General features: G+C 34.2%; 2 protein-coding genes and 1 pseudogene. All 3 read left to right on the top strand.

Annotation, left to right across the window (positions count from 1 at the left end):
• Positions 1–2,175 (top strand): annotated as a pseudogene (locus tag K8V80_RS00015) (hypothetical protein); the annotation flags it as partial.
• 18 nt (positions 2,176–2,193) lie between these two features.
• Positions 2,194–2,466, top strand: coding sequence for a hypothetical protein (locus K8V80_RS00010; protein ID WP_276774346.1), 273 nt, complete (start codon positions 2,194–2,196; stop codon positions 2,464–2,466).
• Between the two features lie 19 nt (positions 2,467–2,485).
• On the top strand, positions 2,486–2,749 hold the full coding sequence (locus K8V80_RS00005) for a hypothetical protein (RefSeq protein WP_276774343.1): 264 nt from the start codon (positions 2,486–2,488) through the stop codon (positions 2,747–2,749).
• Positions 2,750–2,866 lie beyond the last annotated feature (117 nt).

Genomic DNA, 2,866 nt, shown 5'->3' with positions numbered 1-2,866 from the left:
GGAGAAGTAGAAAGCTCAATAACCAACTTAAATGCAACAGCAAATAGTTTAAATGCTTCTGTTAATGGTTTTAAAGAAACCGAGCAGCAAATCAAAGCTACTGCTAATAAGATTGAAGCAACTCACGAGGGTATAGTTCTTGAAGCATCTGAAAAATCTGCACAAAAGGCGATTGATGGTTTGGATATTGGTGGAAGAAATCTCCAAACCATGGCAGAGTCAGTTTTTTCTGGTCTTTATAGAGGTAAAAGTACAGATGATAGGTATTACGGAAGATATTCACTTCCAGTTGCATATGACAATAACGTGTATAAGGATTATAGTAATATTGATGATAACCGGGTTTACTTTCCAAATAAACTGTTTCAGGATGGGTGTCAATACGTAATGTCAGTTGACTATCAAATCATACCAAGTGGGGGCGTAAAGGGCAATGAAAACATGGGTAGCTTGTATTTTTACTACAAAGACGGTACAAGAAGTGGAGTTATTACTATACCAGTTGACAAAGAAAAAAGATTAGAAGGTAGAAAAGTAATGGTGTCTGATAAAAATAAGGATGTTGATTTTATAGGAGGCTCTTATTGGATGGGTGGTGATTTTTATGGTAACATCAAAATTGAAAAAGGCAATAAAGCAACCGATTGGACGCCTGCTCCCGAAGACACAGATGCTCAATTCACAGAAACAAAAGCAAGCCTAAAAGTACTCAACGATCAACTTGTAGCTGAAGTAAGTAAGACTAACGGTATTAGCAAAGACCTAACAGCCGTCAAGCAAGACCAGAACAGCTTCAAAGTTCAGGTTAAATCTGATATCACAGGAGCTATAAACAGTAACAATGAGGTTATCAAGTCTAGCTTTGAGATGAAGGATAATAAGATTTCTCTTCTTGGAGCTCAAATAGATATTACAGGTAAAGTAACCTTTAGGGCTTTAGACTCCTCTACTCAAAGCCAAATTAACACAGCCGGTACTAATGCCAATAATGCATTAAACAATGCAAGTAAAGCACAGAGTAGTGCTAACACTGCCAACACCAATGCTAACAAAGCCATAGCAGATGCTGGTAAAGCTCAAACTAGTGCCAACTCAGCTAATAGCTCTATCACTGCTCTTAAAGGTAGTTTAAAGAGTTTAGCCTACGAAGATAAGGTAGAGAAAGCTAAATTAGGAACAACAGTAATTGAAGGAGGGTTCTTAAAAACCGATTTACTTCGAGCTAACTCCATCAAAGCAGAAAAGCTAGACATTGAAGAGATATCTGATAATACAATAGTTGGTGGTTTCGTCTTTCTCAATGGATCAATGATTAGCCAAGAAGGCATTGATAAGTATGGTAATTTGTCTAATGATTGGAGGTCTTATAAAGATGATGATTTTACACCCAACTTAGTGATGAAGCCCATAGATGGCTCTATTAAAGCCATGAAAGGGTCATTTGGGATATTTGATATAGTTGATGAAAGTATAGTTGGAAGAAGTGAGGCTGGAGGAGATGAAGCAATTAGAGTTACTACTGATGCTATTCCAGAAGCTATTCAATTCACACCTACATGGAGCATAACTTCATTTGAATCTCTTGTAGAAAAATCAACCCATTATTTTCTTCAAGACAACCAAAATAGGCAAAATACATATAAAAAATCAGTTGTGTTTAATTTACCTATCAATGAAATTGGGGAATATCAGCTATCGAGTGTGTCAGCTTATGTGGAAAAAGTTGTTAATAGTAACTCTGGTGCAGACGCATCATCTTATGTTAAGCATATTGTTAGTGTAATATGCATAATAAAACAGCACAATAATATTATTAAAAAAGTAACTAGAAATATAGTTAATACATACGATGGTATAGACATAGATTTTTATGTTGATAAAAAAACATCATGTCATATTGAACTTGAATTTACAATTGATTTTTCTTCAACACGTGATGGTTCATACAAAGCAGATATTGAGTCTTTTGTTCGTGCTGTTATGCACAAAAAAACCCCAAGACAATGTACTGTAATAGGTAAAGATGGTTTATACACCAGCTTTAGTACCCTTGAGTTTTTCCATTACAAGTCTGGTCAGGGTTTTACTATTCGAGCTGGTAATTATGGCTTTCGCATAACAAAGGAAGGAATACAAAAATGGAGTGGTGGTAAATGGGTTACTGCTAATATATAACATAAAAAATTAATGAATATGAAGTGGTTGAAAGAAAGAAGTTCGCTTGCTTTAACAGGAGCAATATTTGGAATTATAATCTGTACACTATGTGTGATCTTTACGGAAGTTATACCTGCAATTGTGATAACAACACTGTCTATAACAATGGTTGGTATTATGCAAGAGGTACAAGTTTATTTCTCTAATAAAGTTTATGAGTTTGACTGGTTAAATATCTATGCAATTCTTTTAGGAGGATTATTCGCAGTTTTAATAGTGTCTTGTTTTGCTTTACTAGCCATAAATTGATCTTTTAAATAATAAAAATATGAAACTAAAAGAAATTGAAATTACAGCCATTACAGGCGAGAAGCAAAAATTAGAGTTCGATTATAAAGGTTTAGCAAATTACATATTTAGCAAGACTAAAGATATAGGAGAACTAGAGCTTGCAAGAGAGCTTTACAAAAAGGGAGAAATCGAATTGGATAAAGGAAAAGCAATGGCTTTAAAAAGCTATATAGGAGAAGCTTTTGGAGCTGTCGTTCAAGAGGCTATTTATCCAGAGTTAGACAAAGTTATTAATCAATAAATTAAATAGGTATGACAAAGTTATTAGAAGAAAAGAGTAGAGTAATTTCTGTAAAAGCAGAATCTATACAAGGTGATTATCGTTACGACGTGAATTATGAATTAGCTGATAAAAACT

The sequence above is a fragment of the Bacteroides coprosuis genome, from assembly GCF_020741705.1.
Classification (GTDB): Bacteria; Bacteroidota; Bacteroidia; order Bacteroidales; family Bacteroidaceae; genus Bacteroides_E; species Bacteroides_E coprosuis.
This window is presented reverse-complemented; position numbering and strand designations above follow the sequence as displayed.